Annotated in this window: 19 protein-coding genes; 16 read left to right on the plus strand and 3 right to left on the minus strand. The window is 64.0% G+C overall.

The genetic code is table 11. The features are described 5' to 3' along the window. The first annotated feature begins 125 nt into the window (after nucleotides 1-125). The gene (locus F6X62_RS20555) at nucleotides 126-659 is read left to right on the plus strand and encodes an RNA polymerase factor sigma-70 (RefSeq protein WP_054894776.1); all 534 of its coding nucleotides are present in this window, start codon (nucleotides 126-128) and stop codon (nucleotides 657-659) included. Between the two features lie 80 nt (nucleotides 660-739). Here the strand turns inward: F6X62_RS20555 and F6X62_RS20560 are convergent, their stop codons facing one another. Together F6X62_RS20560 and F6X62_RS20565 are read right to left on the minus strand one after the other, a co-directional pair. Continuing rightward, a complete protein-coding gene (locus tag F6X62_RS20560; RefSeq protein ID WP_153774558.1) occupies nucleotides 740-1,762 on the minus strand; it encodes a GNAT family N-acetyltransferase in 1,023 nt (340 codons plus the stop codon). Between the two features lie 64 nt (nucleotides 1,763-1,826). Next, a complete protein-coding gene (locus F6X62_RS20565; protein ID WP_153774559.1) occupies nucleotides 1,827-2,627 on the minus strand; it encodes an ABC transporter substrate-binding protein in 801 nt (266 codons plus the stop codon). Nucleotides 2,628-2,885: 258 nt separating this feature from the next. Here F6X62_RS20565 and F6X62_RS20570 point away from each other — a divergent pair, with 258 nt between their 5' ends. Together F6X62_RS20570 and F6X62_RS20575 are read left to right on the plus strand one after the other, a co-directional pair. Further along, entirely contained in the window at nucleotides 2,886-3,425 is a 540-nt protein-coding gene (locus tag F6X62_RS20570; RefSeq protein ID WP_063545644.1) for an exonuclease domain-containing protein, read from the plus strand. A 74-nt stretch (nucleotides 3,426-3,499) separates the two neighbouring features. Continuing rightward, nucleotides 3,500-3,784 (plus strand): pyrimidine/purine nucleoside phosphorylase, encoded by a 285-nt coding sequence (locus F6X62_RS20575; protein WP_054894773.1) that lies wholly within the window; start codon nucleotides 3,500-3,502, stop codon nucleotides 3,782-3,784. Nucleotides 3,785-3,825: 41 nt separating this feature from the next. On the opposite strand, the gene F6X62_RS20580 is transcribed toward F6X62_RS20575, so the two are convergent. Continuing rightward, nucleotides 3,826-4,518 (minus strand): alpha/beta family hydrolase, encoded by a 693-nt coding sequence (locus tag F6X62_RS20580; protein WP_153774560.1) that lies wholly within the window; start codon nucleotides 4,516-4,518, stop codon nucleotides 3,826-3,828. A 49-nt stretch (nucleotides 4,519-4,567) separates the two neighbouring features. On the opposite strand from F6X62_RS20580, the gene ccoN (F6X62_RS20585) reads away from it, so the two are divergent. The 13 genes from ccoN (F6X62_RS20585) to F6X62_RS20645 all read left to right on the plus strand — a co-directional run bounded on the left by ccoN (F6X62_RS20585) (nucleotide 4,568) and on the right by F6X62_RS20645 (nucleotide 17,133). After that, the gene (ccoN, locus tag F6X62_RS20585) at nucleotides 4,568-5,992 is read left to right on the plus strand and encodes a cytochrome-c oxidase, cbb3-type subunit I (RefSeq protein WP_063545645.1); all 1,425 of its coding nucleotides are present in this window, start codon (nucleotides 4,568-4,570) and stop codon (nucleotides 5,990-5,992) included. Between the two features lie 13 nt (nucleotides 5,993-6,005). Continuing rightward, nucleotides 6,006-6,614 carry a cytochrome-c oxidase, cbb3-type subunit II gene (gene ccoO, locus F6X62_RS20590; protein ID WP_054894770.1) on the plus strand — a complete coding sequence of 203 codons (609 nt, stop codon included), beginning with the start codon at nucleotides 6,006-6,008 and terminating at the stop codon, nucleotides 6,612-6,614. Nucleotides 6,615-6,619: 5 nt separating this feature from the next. Beyond that, nucleotides 6,620-6,811, plus strand: coding sequence for a cbb3-type cytochrome c oxidase subunit 3 (locus tag F6X62_RS20595; RefSeq protein ID WP_054894769.1), 192 nt, complete (start codon nucleotides 6,620-6,622; stop codon nucleotides 6,809-6,811). Continuing rightward, on the plus strand, nucleotides 6,808-7,749 hold the full coding sequence (ccoP, locus tag F6X62_RS20600) for a cytochrome-c oxidase, cbb3-type subunit III (protein ID WP_153774561.1): 942 nt from the start codon (nucleotides 6,808-6,810) through the stop codon (nucleotides 7,747-7,749). Before F6X62_RS20595 ends, ccoP (F6X62_RS20600) begins: the two co-directional genes overlap by 4 nt. Nucleotides 7,750-8,147: 398 nt before the next feature. After that, nucleotides 8,148-9,590, plus strand: coding sequence for a cytochrome-c oxidase, cbb3-type subunit I (ccoN, locus tag F6X62_RS20605; RefSeq protein ID WP_054894767.1), 1,443 nt, complete (start codon nucleotides 8,148-8,150; stop codon nucleotides 9,588-9,590). Next, on the plus strand, nucleotides 9,590-10,198 hold the full coding sequence (ccoO, locus tag F6X62_RS20610; protein ID WP_054894766.1) for a cytochrome-c oxidase, cbb3-type subunit II: 609 nt from the start codon (nucleotides 9,590-9,592) through the stop codon (nucleotides 10,196-10,198). Before ccoN (F6X62_RS20605) ends, ccoO (F6X62_RS20610) begins: the two co-directional genes overlap by 1 nt. Before the next feature lie 5 nt (nucleotides 10,199-10,203). Next, entirely contained in the window at nucleotides 10,204-10,401 is a 198-nt protein-coding gene (locus tag F6X62_RS20615; RefSeq protein WP_054894780.1) for a CcoQ/FixQ family Cbb3-type cytochrome c oxidase assembly chaperone, read from the plus strand. Then, nucleotides 10,398-11,378, plus strand: a complete 981-nt coding sequence (gene ccoP, locus F6X62_RS20620) for a cytochrome-c oxidase, cbb3-type subunit III (protein WP_153774562.1) — start codon at nucleotides 10,398-10,400, stop codon at nucleotides 11,376-11,378. Before F6X62_RS20615 ends, ccoP (F6X62_RS20620) begins: the two co-directional genes overlap by 4 nt. A gap of 289 nt (nucleotides 11,379-11,667) precedes the next feature. Beyond that, nucleotides 11,668-13,083, plus strand: coding sequence for a cytochrome c oxidase accessory protein CcoG (gene ccoG, locus F6X62_RS20625; protein ID WP_151925603.1), 1,416 nt, complete (start codon nucleotides 11,668-11,670; stop codon nucleotides 13,081-13,083). Nucleotides 13,084-13,098: 15 nt separating this feature from the next. Further along, nucleotides 13,099-13,629 (plus strand): FixH family protein, encoded by a 531-nt coding sequence (locus F6X62_RS20630; protein WP_054894763.1) that lies wholly within the window; start codon nucleotides 13,099-13,101, stop codon nucleotides 13,627-13,629. Between the two features lie 148 nt (nucleotides 13,630-13,777). Continuing rightward, nucleotides 13,778-16,222 (plus strand): heavy metal translocating P-type ATPase, encoded by a 2,445-nt coding sequence (locus F6X62_RS20635; protein WP_153774563.1) that lies wholly within the window; start codon nucleotides 13,778-13,780, stop codon nucleotides 16,220-16,222. Between the two features lie 13 nt (nucleotides 16,223-16,235). Then, a complete protein-coding gene (gene ccoS, locus F6X62_RS20640; protein ID WP_153774564.1) occupies nucleotides 16,236-16,457 on the plus strand; it encodes a cbb3-type cytochrome oxidase assembly protein CcoS in 222 nt (73 codons plus the stop codon). Beyond that, nucleotides 16,450-17,133, plus strand: a complete 684-nt coding sequence (locus tag F6X62_RS20645; RefSeq protein ID WP_153774565.1) for a sulfite exporter TauE/SafE family protein — start codon at nucleotides 16,450-16,452, stop codon at nucleotides 17,131-17,133. Before ccoS ends, F6X62_RS20645 begins: the two co-directional genes overlap by 8 nt. Nucleotides 17,134-17,182 lie beyond the last annotated feature (49 nt).

Here is a 17,182-nt window from a genome sequence, read left to right on the forward strand (position 1 = left end):
ATCGAATAGAGACTCACTTACTTCTGTATTTGACAATCATTATCATTCTGAATAGTTTGTCGCACGTCGTAGGAAGCATGACCAATCGGTGTGCTCCCTTTCCTCACAGAGACAAGGTGATTTCCATGGCGGAACAACTATCCACAAGTAAGTGCGATTCACCATTACTCCAGGCGTTCGTCGACAATCGCAGCATCCTCGTCAAGATTGCCGCCCGTATCACGGGCTGTCGGTCGCGCGCCGAGGATGTGGTGCAGGATGCCTTCTTCCGGCTCGGTTCCGCGCCGCAGATCACGTCATCGTTCAAGGCCCAGCTCAGCTACCTGTTCCAGATCGTGCGCAACCTGGCCATCGACCACTACCGCAAGCAGGCGATGGAGCTGAAGTACTCGGGCAGCGAGGAAGAAGGCATGAACGTGGTGATCCAGAATGCCTCGCCAGAAGCCACCCACATCAACCTGGCGACCCTCGAGCACATCGCCGAAGCGCTCAACGAGCTGCCCCAGCGCACTCGCTACGCGTTCGAGATGTACCGCCTGCACGGCGTGCCGCAAAAAGACATCGCCAAGGAGCTCGGGGTCTCGCCAACGCTGGTCAACTTCATGATCCGCGACGCGCTGATCCACTGCCGCAAGAACAGCCGCCAGGCCGAGGGCTGACCGCCTCACAGGTACCGCGCGCATCGCACGGCACCTGTCAGCGTGATCGGGCCGCACAGCGGCCCACGCCCTGCGCGCCGCTAGACCAGCGTGCACCGATCGAAGAAACGCTCACGCCCCAGGATCATCAGCGCCGCCCGCTTGTGCGGGAAATCGAACTCTTTGTCGCAGTGGAAGCACTGATCGTGCATGTAGCCGATCATCTTGCCGTTGTCGGCGCGCGGCTCGGCGACGACGCGCTGGGTGCGCGGGTCGTCGAGGAACAGGTAGTGCACCAGCGCCGACATCCAGCTCGCCACCTTGTGCGGGCCACGATGCGCCTGTTCGCCCACGAGCATGTGGATACCGCGGTCGTAGTCGTCGGCCGGATAGAACGGCGCGATGCGGTCTTCCTTGGCCCAGTAGGCTTCGAAGTAGGCGAACGGCTCATCGTCGAAACAGCCGATGAGTGTCAGGGTGTGCGGGTCTGCCTCGAGCTTGCTCAGGTATTCGCGGTGCTGCTCCAGGCTGCCCTGTTCCTGCCAGAAGTGCGCGACCCGGGGCTCGTTCTGCCAACGGTTGAAACGCGCCAGGTCCTGCTCGACTTCCAGGGTGCGTAGCGACACCCACGCCCCCAGGCGCACATCGAAACGGCGATACACCTCGCCCCGGGGTTTGGGTGGGCGGCGTGGATGGCGCTTGCCGTTGCTGATCTGCATCTGCTGCGGGTAGACACCGCTCTGTACCTCGCCAAGCCAGGGCTGCGGCAACTGCCAGAACAGCGCTCGCTCGCAGATCAACACGTGCGCTTGCTCGCTGGGCACCAGCAGGCCGCTCGCCAGCAACGACGGTACCCACGCTGGCGCCTTCGGCACATGCCAGGCCAGGCGCTGGCAGGCGGGATCGCGCGACAGCAGCCAGTAGCAGGCAGCCCACAGGGCCTGGGCGCCGCGATCCGGGCAGACGGTTTCCAGGTGAACCTGCACAGGGTCGGCGGGCACCAGGCGTACCTGGATCAGCGGGCGCCCCTCCAAGGTCAGACTCAACCGGGAACCGGTCTCGTCGCCTTGCAGGCTGTGCCATCGAGGAAGGGAAAGCGGCGTCGAAGCAGCGTCGAAAGGCATGGTCATGGCTCACGGAAAAAAGGAATCACACTCAAGTGTCTGAACGTGATCGCAGCCCGCGAATTTAATTGTTCGGCGTTTGCACGGTGATCCGATAAGGGCCGAAAAGCGCTGCCAGCTCACCGCTGTCGCGCAGGCGCTGCATCAACTGGGTGAAGACTTCGGCGCGGATCGGCGCGCCAGGACGCAGTAGCGCGTAGTGATGGTAGACCTGATCGACCCGATCCGAGGCCATCAGCTCGCCGCCCTTGGCCGGGTTGCGCTTGAGGTAGTCACTCAGGTACGAGCAGGTCACCAGGGCAATGTCCGCACGCTCGCGTTGCACCATCGACAGGTTGCTGTCGTGGGAATAAGAGAGGATGGCCCGGAAGGTCTTCTTCAGGTATTCAGGGTCGGGATTGAAATCGGCAAACGCGTAGTGATAGCCATTGAACAGCGCCAGGCGCTTGCCTTTGAGGTCATCGAAATAATGCTGGTCACGCCCTGCCTGACGATGGGCGACGAAGATCTCGGCATCTTCCAGGCCCATGTCGACTACCGTGTGTGGGATCTGCTGCCAACCCCATTGCGGGTTCTCGAAGATCGCCATGTCGGTGCGACCCTGCTGGAAATCACCAAAACGACGCGGGATCGAGGTTGGTACCAGAACGAAACGGTAACCGGCCTGGAGCTGGTTCAGTGCCTCGGCGAGCTGCGGCAACAGCCCCGTATCGGCCCCCTGCTCCGGACGCACCGTATAAGGCGGAAAATGCGCGGCCCCGATCCGCACCTCCACCATTTCGACGGCACAGGCCGAGCCCGCCAGCCACAGTGCAGCGAGCATCATCAGGGATGACAGGGCCTTGAGGGCGGGCAGTGGCGTCAAGTGAGGCACTCAAATCACGGGGGTGGACCTTGATGCGCCTAAGCTAGGCGTTTTCCTGTCAGGGCACAACCGCTGGTTATGCCAAAATAGCGGCATTCTGCCAGGGGATGCCGTAAGGGTTCTGGATTGGCTACGCTCTAGGGTCTGTCTGAAATGTGTCTGCGCGAGTGCAGATACATTTCAGACAGACCCTAAGGGCCCGCGGCCCTGGCCCATGCCTGACGCCGCGGACCACAGCGTCTTGCAAGGGAGCCTGGTATGGGCCATTGGCTGGTCATCGACCTGGAAGCCACGACCGACGACGGTGGCTGGCCGGTCACCGAGATGGAAATCATTGAAATCGGCGCAAGCCTGGTCACCCGCGAAGGCCGCGAGGTCGATCACTTCCAGCGCTTCGTCAAGCCGCGGCGGCGTCCGCAGTTGACACCGTTCTGCCGCGAGCTGACGCACATCGGCCAGGCCAGTATCGACAGCGCGGCGCCGTTCGCCGAAATCTGGGCGCAGTTCGAGCGCTGGCTGGGTCATCACCAGGCGCAATTGCAGGCCTGGGTCAGCTGGGGCGACTACGACCGCCAGCAGTTGTTGCAGGAATGGCAGCAGCATCAGGTCAGCAGCCTGCTGGCGCAGCTGCCGCACATCAACCTCAAGCAGCGCTTCGCCAAGGCCCGCCACCTGCAGCGCCCCACCGGCCTGAACGGTGCGCTGCAACTGGCGGGCATGCAGTTCGTCGGCCAGCAGCACCGGGCGCTGGAGGATGCACGCAATACAGCGCGGTTGCTGCCCTTGAGCCTCACCTGAAAGCAGATGACGGCCGCGCAGGGCTTGGGCATACTGGCCAGCCTTTTTTCAGCCCTTCTGTTCAGGAGTCGCCCATGTTCCAGGTCAACGAGTACTTCAACGGCACCGTCAAGTCGATCGCCTTCGCAGGCGAAGAAGGTCCGGCCACCGTGGGCGTGATGGCCCCGGGCGAATACGAGTTCGGCACCGCCAAGCGCGAGATCATGCACGTGGTCTCCGGCGCCCTGATCGTCAAGCTGCCAGGCAGCGACAACTGGGAAACCTTCAACGCTGGCGACAAATTCAATGTACCTGCCGACAGCAAGTTCCAGCTGCAGGTCAAGGTCGATACCGCCTACCTGTGCGAGTATCGCGACTAAGCATCAGGCTCTTCGCGGGCTTGCCCGCGAAGAATCCAGCGCTAACCCTTCAGAAACCCCGCCACCTTCTCAGCCGCCGCCTGCAGATGCTGCTCATGGCTGAACCCTGAAGCTTTCAGCGGCTTCAGATCATGATCCCCCGCCACCAGCCAGTTCACCTCGATCGCCGGTGACAGCGCATACCCTCGCACCGCCTCCCGATTCCCCAGCGCATCCCGCTCGCCCTGGACGATGAGCGTCGGCGTCTTCAGCTCGGCCAGATGCTCGACCCGCGGCTTCTCCGGCTTGCCCACGGCATAGAACGGATACCCCAGGCACACCAGCGCATCCACCTTCAGCTCATCGGCCAGCAAACTGGCCATGCGCCCGCCCATCGACTTGCCGCCGATGGCCAAGGTGCCCGTGACCAATGGTCGCACCTGCCCATACACCTCGCGCCAGCACTCGAGCAGCACCTTCTGCGGGTTGGGCGGACGCTTGCCGCCGTTTATCCGGCGCTCGGCCATGTAGGGAAATTCGAAGCGGATCACTCCGACCCCAAGCCCCGCCAGCCTTTGCGCGATCTCGTCCATGAACGCACTGTCCATCGGCGCACCGGCGCCGTGGGCCAGGATCAGGCTGCAGGAACGCCCCTGATCGCCCCGGATTTGCGGGGGATCGACGCGCAAGCCTGGGACATTTCCCACTTGGGCCCATTGATCCCCGTCAATACCGGCACATTGCCCATCTTTCATGCTTGCCTCGCTGTTTAGCCTGCCTATAACCGTGGATGGGAACCCATACATGAACACAACCAGCAGTACCGCCTACAACTACAAGGTGGTCCGCCAATTCGCCCTCATGACGGTGGTGTGGGGCATCGTCGGCATGGGGCTCGGCGTCTTCATCGCCGCGCAACTCGTCTGGCCGAGCCTCAACTTCGACCTTCCGTGGACCAGCTTCGGTCGTCTGCGACCGCTGCACACCAACGCGGTGATCTTCGCCTTCGGTGGCTGTGCCCTGTTCGCCACCTCGTATTATTCGGTGCAGCGTACCTGCCAGACCATCCTCTTCGCGCCAAAACTGGCGGCCTTTACCTTCTGGGGCTGGCAACTGGTGATCCTGCTGGCAGCGATCAGCCTGCCACTGGGCTACACCAGCTCCAAGGAATACGCCGAACTGGAATGGCCGATCGACATCCTGATCACCATCGTCTGGGTCTGCTACGCCATCGTGTTCTTCGGCACGCTGATGAAGCGCACCACCAAGCACATCTACGTGGGCAACTGGTTCTTCGGTGCCTTCATCCTCACCGTGGCGATCCTGCACATCGTCAACAACCTGGAGATGCCAGTCAGCCTGACCAAGTCATACTCGGTCTACGCCGGGGCCACCGACGCCATGGTGCAGTGGTGGTACGGCCACAACGCCGTAGGCTTCTTCCTGACCGCAGGCTTCCTGGGGATGATGTACTACTACGTGCCCAAGCAGGCCGAGCGTCCGGTGTATTCCTATCGCCTGTCGATCGTGCACTTCTGGGCGCTGATCACCCTGTACATCTGGGCCGGCCCGCACCACCTGCACTACACCGCCCTGCCCGACTGGGCCCAGTCACTGGGCATGATCATGTCGCTGATCCTGCTCGCACCGAGCTGGGGCGGGATGATCAACGGCATGATGACCCTCTCCGGCGCCTGGCACAAACTGCGCAGCGACCCGATCCTGCGCTTCCTCGTGGTGTCGCTGGCGTTCTACGGCATGTCGACCTTCGAAGGCCCGATGATGGCGATCAAGACCGTCAACGCCCTCTCCCACTACACCGACTGGACCATCGGCCACGTCCACGCCGGCGCCCTGGGCTGGGTGGCGATGATCTCCATCGGCGCGCTGTACCACACTATTCCGAAGGTGTTCGGCAAGCAGCAGATGCACAGCATCGGCCTGATCAACGCGCACTTCTGGCTGGCAACCATCGGCACCGTGCTCTACATCGCCTCGATGTGGGTCAACGGCATCGCCCAGGGCCTGATGTGGCGTGCGGTCAACAGCGACGGCACGCTCACCTACTCGTTCGTCGAAACCCTGGTGGCCAGCCACCCCGGCTTCATCGTGCGCTTCGTCGGCGGGGCGATCTTCCTCAGCGGCATGTTCCTGATGGCCTGGAACACCTGGCGCACCGTACGTTCGCCAGCGCTTGACGCCGCCCCTGCGAACGCCCAGCTGGCTTGAGGAGACACGCCTGATGAAACATGAAGTCATCGAGAAAAACGTCGGGCTGCTGGCCTTGCTGATGGTGTTCGCCGTCAGCATCGGCGGCTTGACGCAGATCGTCCCGCTGTTCTTCCAGGACGTCACCAACAAGCCGGTCGAGGGCATGAAGCCCTACACCGCGCTGCAACTGGAAGGCCGCGATATCTACATCCGCGAAGGCTGCGTGGGCTGCCATTCGCAGATGATCCGCCCATTCCGCGCCGAGACCGAACGCTATGGTCACTACTCGGTGGCCGGTGAAAGCGTGTGGGACCACCCCTTCCTCTGGGGCTCCAAGCGCACCGGCCCGGACCTGGCCCGCGTCGGCGCACGCTACTCCGACGACTGGCACCGCGCGCATCTGTACAACCCGCGCAACGTGGTACCGGAATCGAAGATGCCGGCCTACCCGTGGCTGGTCGCACAGCCGGTCGATAACAGCCACACCGACACCAAGCTGCGCGTATTGCGCACCCTCGGCGTGCCCTACACCGACGAAGACATCGCCGGTGCCCGCGACGCAGTCAAGGGCAAGACCGAGATGGATGCGCTGGTCGCCTACCTGCAGGTGCTGGGCACCTCGATCAAGAACAAGAGGTAAGCACGATGGAATTCGACATCGGCATGATCCGCGGCCTCGGCACCCTGGTGGTGATGATCGCCTTCATCGGCCTGTCGCTCTGGGTGTTCAACCGCCGCCGCGACCGTGATTTCGCCGAAGCGCGCCTGCTGCCCTTCGACGACGACCGCCTGCCCCCTGCCGGGCAGGAACCTGCCATGAGGAGTAACGGGCAATGACCACCTTCTGGAGTACGTACATCAGCGTACTGACCATCGGCAGCCTGATCGGCCTGACCTGGTTGCTGCTCGGCACCCGCAAGGGCCAGAGCAACAACACCACCGACCAGACCATGGGCCATAGCTTCGACGGCATCGAGGAGTACGACAACCCGCTGCCCAAATGGTGGTTCTGGCTGTTCGTCGGCACCCTGGTGTTCTCGGTCGGCTACCTCATCCTCTACCCGGGCCTGGGCAACTGGAAAGGCATCCTGCCTGGCTACGAGAATGGCTGGACCCAGGTCAACGAATGGCAGAAAGAAATGGACAAGGCCGACGCCCGCTTCGGGCCGATCTTCGCCAAGTTCGCCGCCATGCCGGTGGAGCAAGTGGCCAAGGATCCGCAGGCATTGAAGATGGGCGCACGCCTGTTCGCCTCCAACTGCTCGGTGTGCCATGGCTCGGACGCCAAAGGGGCCTATGGTTTCCCCAACCTGACTGACAAGGACTGGCGCTGGGGCGGTGAACCCGAGACCATCAAGGCCTCGATCATGAACGGCCGCCATGGCGTGATGCCAGGCTGGGCCGAGGTCATCGGCGAACAGGGCGTGGCGGATGTCGCAGGTTTCGTGCTCACCAACCTCGATGGCCGCAGCCTGCCTGAAGGGGCCAAGGCCGACGTGGCCAAGGGCAAGGAGATCTTCGCCAGCAACTGCGTGGCCTGCCATGGGCCGGAAGGCAAGGGCACCCCCGCCATGGGCGCACCCGACCTGACTCACCCGCAGGCGTTCATCTACGGTTCGAGCTTCGCCCAGTTGCAGCAGACCATCCGCTATGGTCGCCAAGGCCAGATGCCGGCCCAGGCCGAGATCCAGGGCAGCGACAAGGTGCACCTGCTGGCGGCTTACGTGTACAGCCTGTCCCATGATGAAAACGCTGAAACGCTGACAGCCCAGTAATACCCCGCAAAACCCTCCTGTGGGAGCGGCGACTCGCCCTCCCACAGGGGCGCGCCGCTCCCCCTCCCTTGCACCCCCTCCGAACGGAACTAAGCTTGTTGCCACAGTGGCCGCGCGTTGCAGCGATGGCCTCGACGCGGCGCATTGCCTGACGCCGCGCGCTAAAAAGACATCGAAAAAAAAGCTTGACCGATCGATCAGAAAAAGGTGAAAAACGGTACACATTACAGATATTTATTTGTGTACAATCGTTCGACCCGAAACGCCACGGGACGGTGGTGGGAAGGGTATGGACACGGGTCGGCGCAGGGTACCTTGCGTTGCCATAGCCATTGCGGCTATCGAGACTGGCGCCGATTTTTCCACCAACAAGAACACCTAAACCGTGGAACCTTAGCATGAGCACAGCAATCAGTCCGACTGCTTATAACTATAAGGTCGTCCGCCAGTTCGCCATCATGACGGTGGTCTGGGGGATCCTTGGCATGGGCCTCGGCGTCTTTATCGCATCGCAGCTGGTGTGGCCGCAGCTCAACTTCGACCTGCCCTGGACCAGCTTCGGACGCCTGCGACCGCTGCACACCAACCTGGTGATCTTCGCCTTCGGCGGCTGTGCACTGTTCGGCACCAGCTACTACGTGGTGCAGCGCACCTGCCAGACCCGGCTGATCTCCGACGGCATGGCCGCCTTCACCTTCTGGGGCTGGCAGGCGGTGATCCTCGGCGCGCTGATCACCCTGCCGATGGGCTACACCACCACCAAGGAATACGCCGAGCTCGAATGGCCCATCGCAATCCTGCTGGCCATCGTCTGGGTCACCTACGCAGTGGTGTTCTTCGGCACCATCGTCAAGCGCAAGACCAAGCACATCTACGTGGGCAACTGGTTCTACGGCGCCTTCATCGTGGTCACCGCGATGCTGCACATCGTCAACCACATCTCGCTGCCGGTCAGCCTGTTCAAGTCGTATTCGGCCTACGCCGGTGCCACTGACGCGATGATCCAGTGGTGGTATGGCCACAACGCCGTGGGCTTCTTCCTTACCACTGGCTTCCTGGGGATGATGTACTACTTCGTGCCCAAGCAGGCCGAACGTCCGATCTACTCCTACCGCCTGTCGATCGTGCATTTCTGGGCGCTGATCACCCTGTACATCTGGGCCGGCCCCCACCACCTGCACTACACCGCCCTGCCCGACTGGGCGCAGTCGCTGGGCATGGTGATGTCGATCATTCTCCTGGCCCCGAGCTGGGGCGGCATGATCAACGGCATGATGACCCTCTCCGGTGCCTGGCACAAACTGCGCACCGACCCGATCCTGCGCTTCCTGGTGGTGTCGCTGGCGTTCTACGGCATGTCGACCTTCGAAGGGCCGATGATGGCGATCAAGACGGTCAACTCGCTGTCGCACTACACCGACTGGACCATCGGCCACGTCCACGCCGGCGCCCTGGGCTGGGTGGCGATGATCTCCATCGGCGCGGTTTACCACATGATTCCGAAGCTGTACGGCCGCGAGCAGATGCACAGCGTCGGCCTGATCAACGCGCACTTCTGGCTGGCGACCATCGGCACCGTGCTGTACATCGCCTCGATGTGGGTCAACGGCATTACCCAAGGCCTGATGTGGCGCGCGATCAACGATGACGGCACCCTCACCTACTCCTTCGTCGAAGCGCTGCAGGCCAGCCATCCGGGCTATATCGTCCGCGCACTGGGCGGCGCCTTCTTCGCCTCGGGCATGCTGCTGATGGCCTACAACGTGCTGCGCACGGTACGCGCTGCCAATCCGGCGCAGGCCGATGAAGCCGCCAAGATCGTCGTCGTGGGAGCGCACTGATGAAGCATGAAGCAGTCGAGAAGAACATAGGCCTGCTGGCCTTCTTCATGGTCATCGCCGTGAGCATCGGCGGCCTGACGCAAATCGTCCCGCTGTTCTTCCAGGACGTCACCAACAAGCCGGTCGAGGGCATGAAGCCGCGCACCGCGCTGGAGGTCGAAGGGCGCGACATCTACATCCGCGAAGGCTGCGTAGGCTGCCATTCGCAGATGATCCGTCCGTTCCGTGCCGAGACCGAACGCTATGGCCACTACTCGGTGGCCGGTGAAAGCGTGTGGGACCACCCCTTCCTCTGGGGCTCCAAGCGCACCGGCCCGGACCTGGCCCGCGTCGGCGGACGCTACTCCGACGACTGGCACCGCGCACACCTGTACAACCCGCGCAACGTGGTGCCGGAATCGAAGATGCCTGCTTACCCATGGCTGGTGGAAAACCACCTCGATGGCAAGGATACGGCCAAGAAGCTCGAAGTGCTGCGCACCCTCGGCACGCCCTACACCGACGAAGATATCGCCGGTGCCCGCGATGCGGTCAAGGGCAAGACCGAGATGGACGCCCTGGTGGCGTACCTGCAAGGCCTTGGCACCCTCATCAAGAGCAAACGGTGACGCTGATGGATATCGGGATGATTCGCGGCCTGGGCACCGTCGTCGTGCTGGTGGCCTTCGTGGGCCTGGCGCTGTGGGTGTTCAGCCCGCGGCGCAAGAAGGATTTCGACGAGGCCACGCAACTGCCCTTCGCGGATGATCCCGAGGCCAGCCGGCATGTCGAGCACGCGCAAAAGAATGCTTCTGGGAGCAAACAACAATGACAACCTTCTGGAGTCTGTACGTCACCGTCCTGACCCTGGGCACCATCTTCGCCTTGACCTGGCTGCTGCTGTCGACCCGCAAGGACCAGCGCGAAGAGATCACCGATGAAACCGTCGGCCATGCGTTCGACGGTATCGAGGAGTACGACAACCCGCTGCCCAAATGGTGGTTCTGGCTGTTCGTCGGCACCATCGTCTTCGCCCTCGGCTACCTGGCGCTGTATCCGGGCCTGGGCAACTGGAAAGGCATCCTGCCAGGCTATACGTACCTGGATAACGACAAGCAGACCGAATTCAGCAATGGCCAGTCGGGCTGGACCGGCGTGCACGAATGGGAAAAGGAAATGGCCAAGGCCGATGCCCGCTTCGGGCCGATCTTCGCCAAGTTCGCGGCCATGCCGCTGGAAGACGTCGCCAAGGATCCGCAGGCCCTCAAGATGGGCGCACGCCTGTTCGCCTCCAACTGCTCGGTGTGCCATGGTTCGGACGCCAAGGGAGCGTACGGCTTCCCCAACCTGACCGACAGCGACTGGCGCTGGGGCGGCGAACCGGAAACCATCAAGACCACCATCATGAATGGCCGTCATGGTGTGATGCCGGCCTGGGCCGAGGTGATCGGCGAGCAGGGCGTGGCGGACGTTGCCGCCTTCGTGCTGACCAACCTGGACGGGCGCAGCCTGCCCGAGGGCATCAAGGCCGACGCGGCCAACGGGCAGAAACTCTTCGCCGCCAACTGCGTGGCCTGCCACGGCCCTGAAGGCAAGGGCACCCCCGCCATGGGCGCACCCAACCTGACTCACCCGCAGGCGTTCATCTACGGCTCGAGCTTCGCCCAGCTGCAGCAGACCATTCGTTACGGACGCCAGGGGCAGATGCCGGCGCAGGCTGAAATCCAGGGCAACGACAAGGTGCACCTGCTGGCCGCTTATGTGTACAGCCTGTCGCAGCAGGACCAGATGCCGGCCAAGGCCGAGTAAGCAGGCCCGGCCTCTTCGCGGGCAAGCCCGCTCCCACAAGTCTGGTGCAGTACTTGTAGGAGCGGGCTTGTCCCGCGATGAGGCCGGCAAATGCACCACTGGCTGACCTGGATCAATTGACACTCGCCATAACACGATTCAAACGACCACCCAACGCGACTAAACGTCGCAGCCAAGCCCTACCCTGCCATCACAGGCGTATCATGGGCCGCAGAGCGCCAACACAGGCGCGCGACCACGGCCGGCATGCACTGGCCCTGGCATTTCTCCACTGCCGTGGGACTTGATGATGAGCAAGCAGATTCCGGTACATGACGTCACCCCGCCTGCCAACAAAGGAAAGGATTCCGTCGACCTCTACGCCGCCCGAGAGAAAATCTACACCCGCGCCTTCACCGGCGTGTTCCGCAGGTTGCGCATGGTCGGCGGCGCATTGCTGTTCCTGCTCTACTTCGGCACCGTATGGTTGAACTGGGGCGGGCACCAGGCCGTCTGGTGGAACCTGCCCGAACGCAAGTTCTACATCTTCGGCGCCACCATCTGGCCGCAGGACTTCATCCTGCTGTCGGGCATCCTCATCGTCGCCGCCTTCGGCCTGTTCTTCATCACCGTGTACGCAGGCCGTGTCTGGTGTGGCTACACCTGCCCGCAGAGCGTGTGGACCTGGATCTTCATGTGGTGCGAAAAAGTCACCGAGGGCGACCGCAACCAGCGCATGAAGCTCGACAAGGCGCCCATGAGCGGCAACAAGTTCCTGCGCAAGCTGGCCAAGCACAGCCTGTGGCTGCTGATCGGCTTCGTCACCGGCCTGACCTTCGTGGGTTACTTCTCGCCAATCCGCGAACTGGCCATCGAATTCTTCACCGGCCAGGCCGATGGCTGGGCCTATTTCTGGGTCGGCTTCTTCACCCTCGCCACCTATGGCAACGCCGGCTGGCTGCGCGAACAGGTGTGCGTGTACATGTGCCCCTACGCGCGCTTCCAGAGCGTGATGTTCGACAAGGACACGCTGATCGTCTCCTACGACCCGCGCCGCGGCGAAGCCCGTGGCCCGCGCAAGAAAGGCGTCGACTATAAAGCCCAGGGCCTGGGCGACTGCATCGACTGCACGATGTGCGTGCAGGTCTGCCCCACCGGCATCGACATCCGCGACGGCCTGCAGATCGAATGCATCGGCTGCGCCGCATGCATCGACGCCTGCGACGGCATCATGGACAAGATGGACTATCCGCGCGGGCTGATCAGCTACACCACCGAGCACAATCTTTCCGGGCAGAAGACCCACATGCTGCGCCCGCGCCTGATTGGCTACGCCCTGGTGCTGCTGGTGATGATCGGTGCACTGGCCACCGCCTTCGCCACCCGCTCGCTGGTCGGCTTCGACGTCAGCAAGGACCGCGTGCTATACCGCGAGAACGCCCAAGGCTGGATCGAGAACGTCTACAGCCTCAAGGTGATGAACAAGGACCAGCGCGACCACGTCTACGTGCTCGACGCCGCCGGCCTGCCTGGCCTGCAGCTGTCCGGGCAACGCGAGATCCGCGTGGCCGCCGGCGATATCGTCAGCCTGCCGGTGCAGCTGTCGGTCGCCCCCGAGAAACTGCCCTCGAGCACCAACGACATCACCTTCATCCTCAAGGATGCCGACGACAACGGCACCCAGGTTGAAGCCAAGAGCCGCTTCATCGGCCCACAGATCCGCTGAGAGAGACGTTCGACAATGACTGCCGCTACCGCCAACAGCCCTTGGTACAAGCACCTCTGGCCCTGGATCATCATCGGCATTCTCACCACCTCGGTGTGCCTGAGCCTGACCATGGTCAGCATCGCCGTGCGCAACCCGGACAACCTGGTCAACGACAACTACTACGAGGCAGGCAAAGGCATCAACCGCTCGCTGGACCGCGAGCTGCTGGCCCAGACGCTTGGCCTCAAGGCCAGCGTGCATCTGGACGACCTGACCGGCGAGGTGGAACTGCGCCTGACCGGCAACAGCGATCCGCAGACCCTGGAGCTGAACCTGATCTCGCCGACCCAGCCGGACAAGGACCGCAAGGTCCAGCTTGCCCGTAGCGAAACCGGGCGCTATGTCGGTCAGCTCGACGACAAGGTCGAGGGCCGGCGCTTCGTCGAGCTGCTGGGTACCGAGAACGGCCAGGTATGGCGCCTGTTCGAGGAAGAGAAGGTCGAGCATGGCGTGACCTTGCAGTTGGGCGACGAAGCCCTGCAAGGCGCCGAGCATCAAGAATGAACCGCTGCAACAGCACCGACCCCGTGGGAGCGGGCTTGCCCCGCGATAGCGTCAGCCCAGGCAATGATGTTGCCCAGGTGATCGCCATCGCGGGGCAAGCCCGCTCCCACAGGTTTTGCGCTGTTGCCCACGGCCAGGCATGACCCCGATGACTCAACCCACTCCCTGCTACCACTGCGCCCTGCCCGTCCCCGCCGGCAACCGCTTCAGCGCTGTGGTACTCGGCCAGCCCCGGCAGTTCTGCTGCCCTGGCTGCCAGGCAGTCGCCGAAGCCATCGTCGCAGGCGGGCTCGAGCACTATTACCAGCACCGCAGCGAGACCAGTGCCAACCCCGAAGCACTGCCGCGGCAGTTGCAGGACGAACTGGCGCTGTACGACCGCGCCGACGTCCAGCAGAACTTCGTGCAGCACCAGGGCGCCCTGGCCGAAACCACCTTGATGATCGAAGGCATCAGTTGCGCGGCCTGCGGCTGGCTGATCGAGAAGCACCTGCGCAATCTCGAAGGCGTTGGCGAGGCGCGCCTGAACCTGTCCAACCACCGCCTGCACGTCAGCTGGAACGACGGGCAACTGCCGCTCTCGCGGCTGATCGCCGAACTGCGCGGCATCGGCTACGCCGCCCACCCCTACCAGCCCGACCAGGCCGCCGAGCAATTGGCCCGGGAAAACCGCACGGCGCTGCGACGCCTGGGCGTGGCGGGCCTGCTGTGGTTCCAGGCGATGATGGCGACCATGGCGACCTGGCCGGAATTCAACATCGACCTATCGCCCGAACTGCACACCATCCTGCGCTGGATTGCGCTGTTCCTGACCACGCCGATCGTGTTCTACAGTTGCGCACCGTTCTTCAAAGGGGCTGCTCGTGACCTGCGCACCCGCCATCTGACAATGGATGTCTCGGTATCGCTGGCCATTGCCCTGGCCTATGGCGCCGGGATCTGGACCGCGATCACCGGCAGCGGCGAGCTGTACTTCGATACCGTGGGCATGTTCGCCCTGTTCCTGCTCACCGGCCGCTACCTGGAGCGGCGCGCCCGCGAACGCACGGCAGCGGCTACCGCGCAACTGGTCAACCTGCTGCCGGCCTCGTGCCTGCGCCTCGACGAGCAGGGGCGTGCCGAACGCATCCTGCTGGCCGAGCTGGTCCGCGGCGACCACGTGCAGGTCCTGCCGGGCGCCGTGATTCCCGCTGACGGTCGCATCCTCGAAGGCCGTTCGAGCATCGACGAATCGCTGCTCACCGGTGAATACCTGCCCCAGGCCCGACGGGCTGGCGAGCGGGTCACCGGTGGCACGCTCAACGTCGAGAGCGCGTTGACCGTAGAGGTCGACGCCCTCGGCCAGGATTCGCGCCTGTCGGCCATCGTGCGCCTGCTCGAGCGCGCGCAATCGGAAAAGCCACGACTGGCGCAGATCGCCGACCGCGCCTCGCAGTGGTTCCTGTTGTTCAGCCTGGCTGCCGCGCTGGCCATCGGCCTGTGGTGGTGGCATCTGGATGCCGAGCGCGCGTTCTGGATCGTCCTGGCGATGCTGGTCGCGACTTGCCCCTGCGCGCTCTCGCTCGCCACCCCGACCGCCCTGACCACGGCCACCGGCACCCTGCACAAACTTGGCCTGCTGGTGACCCGCGGCCACGTGCTCGAAGGGCTGAACCAGATCGATACCGTGGTGTTCGACAAGACTGGCACCCTGACCGAAGGACGCCTGGCCCTGCGCAGCATCCGCCCGCTGGGCAGCCTTGCGCCTGACCGCTGCCTGGCCCTGGCAGCCGCCCTGGAGAACCGCTCGGAACATCCCATCGCCCGTGCCTTCGGACGCAGCGCCGAACCTGCCGACGATGTCCAGGCCGTACCTGGGCTGGGCCTTGAGGGCCAGGTCGGCCAGCAGCGGCTGCGCATCGGTCAGGCCGCCTTCGTCTGCGCCCTGAGCGGCGCCGAAGTGCCGGCGGTACCAGAGCCACGCGGGCAGTGGCTGCTCCTGGGTGACCGCATGGGCCCCCTGGCCTGGTTCGGCCTTGACGATCGCCTGCGTGACGATGCCAGCGAGTTGCTGGCCGCGTGCAGGGCGCGCGGGTGGCAGACCTTGCTGCTGTCGGGCGACAGCTCGCCGATGGTCGGGGAAGTCGCCGCACAACTGGGCATCGACCAGGCCATCGGCGGCCTGCGTCCGGACGACAAGCTGGCCAGGGTCAAGGCCCTGCAGAGTGAAGGCCGCAAGGTGCTGATGCTCGGTGACGGCGTCAACGACGTGCCGGTGCTGGCCGCCGCCGACATCAGCATCGCCATGGGCTCGGCCACCGATCTGGCCAAGACCAGCGCCGACGCCGTGCTGCTGTCCAACCGCCTGCAGGCACTGGCACAGGCTTTCGACCTGGCGCGCCGCACGCGCCGTAACATCCTCGAGAACCTGCTCTGGGCAACGCTGTACAATGGCCTCATGCTGCCCTTTGCCGCGCTGGGCTGGATCACGCCGGTGTGGGCGGCGGTCGGCATGTCGGTAAGCTCGCTGATCGTGGTGCTCAATGCCCTGCGCTTGACGCGCATGCCAACCGTGCAGGCTGCCAATGCTGTCCCTCGTCCCGTCATGGCCTGAGCAGGAATCGCCGATGCCCGCCCTCTATGTGATGATCCCCGCCGCCCTGCTGCTCGTCGGCGTGGCGGTGTACATCTTCTTCTGGGCCGTGGACAGCGGCCAGTACGATGACCTCGAAGGCCCTGCCCACAGCATCCTCTTCGACGACCAGGACCCACGCCACCAGGCCGCCGTGAAACCCGAAGAAGCCAAGCCCGAACAGCCCGACGACAAGGATCCCACCCCGCGTGCCTGACCTGCTCCCGCTGCTCGGTTCCGCCCTGGTGCTCGGCCTGCTCGGCGGCGGCCACTGCCTGGGCATGTGCGGTGGCCTGATGGGCGCCCTGACCCTGGCCATCCCGCCCGAACAGCGCGCCCGCCGCCTGCGCCTGTTGGTCGCCTACAACCTCGGCCGCGTACTCAGCTATGCGGCCGCTGGTCTGCTGCTGGGCCTGGCCGGCTGGGCCCTGGCCAGCAGCCCTGCCGCCCAACTGCTGCGAGTGGTGGCAGCCTTGCTGCTGATCGCCATGGGCTTGTACCTGGCCGGCTGGTGGAGCGGGCTGACCCGTATCGAGGCCCTGGGCCGAGGCTTGTGGCGACACATCCAGCCGCTGGCGTCGCGTCTGCTGCCGGTCTCGAGCCTGCCGCGGGCCCTGCTGCTCGGCGCACTGTGGGGCTGGCTGCCCTGCGGGCTGGTCTACAGTACCTTGCTGTGGGCGGCGAGCCAGGGCAACGCCGCGTACAGCGCGGCGCTGATGCTGGCATTCGGTGTCGGCACCTGGCCAGTGTTGCTGGCCACGGGCCTGGCCGCAGAACGGGCCAACTCGCTGCTACGACGGCGCAGCGTGCGCATGGCGGGCGGAGTGTTGGTGATGCTGTTCGGCCTGTGGACGCTACCTGGGCCGCACCAGCACTGGCTGATGGGGCATTGATCGCCTGAGAGTGTTGCACCAGGTGACTGCCGACTCGGCTTGATACAAG

The sequence above is a fragment of the Pseudomonas sp. MNR3A genome (genome assembly GCF_009650575.1).
GTDB classification, from domain to species: Bacteria; Pseudomonadota; Gammaproteobacteria; order Pseudomonadales; family Pseudomonadaceae; genus Aquipseudomonas; species Aquipseudomonas machongensis.

Coding starts and splice junctions, on each gene's coding strand:
- ccoG (WP_151925603.1), top strand. CDS start 11,668: ATGAGCAAGCAGATTCCGGTACATGACGTCACCCCGCCTGCCAACAAA.
- F6X62_RS20580 (WP_153774560.1), bottom strand. CDS start 4,518: ATGAAAGATGGGCAATGTGCCGGTATTGACGGGGATCAATGGGCCCAA.
- F6X62_RS20635 (WP_153774563.1), top strand. CDS start 13,778: ATGACTCAACCCACTCCCTGCTACCACTGCGCCCTGCCCGTCCCCGCC.
- ccoS (WP_153774564.1), top strand. CDS start 16,236: ATGCCCGCCCTCTATGTGATGATCCCCGCCGCCCTGCTGCTCGTCGGC.
- F6X62_RS20595 (WP_054894769.1), top strand. CDS start 6,620: ATGGAATTCGACATCGGCATGATCCGCGGCCTCGGCACCCTGGTGGTG.
- ccoP (WP_153774562.1), top strand. CDS start 10,398: ATGACAACCTTCTGGAGTCTGTACGTCACCGTCCTGACCCTGGGCACC.
- ccoP (WP_153774561.1), top strand. CDS start 6,808: ATGACCACCTTCTGGAGTACGTACATCAGCGTACTGACCATCGGCAGC.
- F6X62_RS20560 (WP_153774558.1), bottom strand. CDS start 1,762: ATGCCTTTCGACGCTGCTTCGACGCCGCTTTCCCTTCCTCGATGGCAC.
- ccoO (WP_054894766.1), top strand. CDS start 9,590: ATGAAGCATGAAGCAGTCGAGAAGAACATAGGCCTGCTGGCCTTCTTC.
- ccoN (WP_054894767.1), top strand. CDS start 8,148: ATGAGCACAGCAATCAGTCCGACTGCTTATAACTATAAGGTCGTCCGC.
- F6X62_RS20575 (WP_054894773.1), top strand. CDS start 3,500: ATGTTCCAGGTCAACGAGTACTTCAACGGCACCGTCAAGTCGATCGCC.
- ccoN (WP_063545645.1), top strand. CDS start 4,568: ATGAACACAACCAGCAGTACCGCCTACAACTACAAGGTGGTCCGCCAA.
- F6X62_RS20615 (WP_054894780.1), top strand. CDS start 10,204: ATGGATATCGGGATGATTCGCGGCCTGGGCACCGTCGTCGTGCTGGTG.
- F6X62_RS20555 (WP_054894776.1), top strand. CDS start 126: ATGGCGGAACAACTATCCACAAGTAAGTGCGATTCACCATTACTCCAG.
- ccoO (WP_054894770.1), top strand. CDS start 6,006: ATGAAACATGAAGTCATCGAGAAAAACGTCGGGCTGCTGGCCTTGCTG.
- F6X62_RS20630 (WP_054894763.1), top strand. CDS start 13,099: ATGACTGCCGCTACCGCCAACAGCCCTTGGTACAAGCACCTCTGGCCC.
- F6X62_RS20570 (WP_063545644.1), top strand. CDS start 2,886: ATGGGCCATTGGCTGGTCATCGACCTGGAAGCCACGACCGACGACGGT.